This is a genomic window from Pedococcus sp. P1_H8, from assembly GCF_056405175.1.
Genome location: NZ_JBFUCP010000327.1, coordinates 1 through 406, shown reverse-complemented (window position 1 = coordinate 406; position 406 = coordinate 1). Strand labels below are relative to the sequence as shown.

The window sequence follows — 406 nt, the reverse complement described above, 5'->3', positions numbered from 1 at the left end:
CGTGGAGGAGGCGGCGACCGGCATGCACCGCCCCGCCGACGCGGACCGCTTCCTCGCGTCGCTGCTGTTCACCGACGTGGTGCACTCCACCGAGACGCTGGCCCTGATCGGTGACGTGGCGTACCGCGACCTGCGCGCGGCCTACGAACGGCAGGTCCGGGTCGAGGTCGATCGGGCCGGCGGGCGCCTCGTGAACGTCTCGGGCGACGGCACTTTCAGCGTCTTCGACGGTCCCGCCGCCGCACTCCGGTGCGCCGAACGGATCTGCCGGTCGGCGACCGCGTTGGGCATCGCGGTGCGCGCCGGTGTGCACACCGGCGAGGTGGAGCACACCGGCCTGGAGCTGACCGGGTTGACCGTCCATGTCGGCGCCCGGATCGGGGCCGCCGCCCGCCCGGGTGAGGTA

The 406-nt window shown here is 73.9% G+C and carries 1 protein-coding gene; it reads left to right on the top strand.

What is annotated here, in order from left to right; all coding sequences use genetic code 11:
* Positions 1-22: 22 nt before the first annotated feature.
* Positions 23-406: nucleotidyl cyclase domain-containing protein (locus AC1DYG_RS20220; RefSeq protein ID WP_477641625.1), on the top strand; the 384-nt coding region annotated here is incomplete at its 3' end.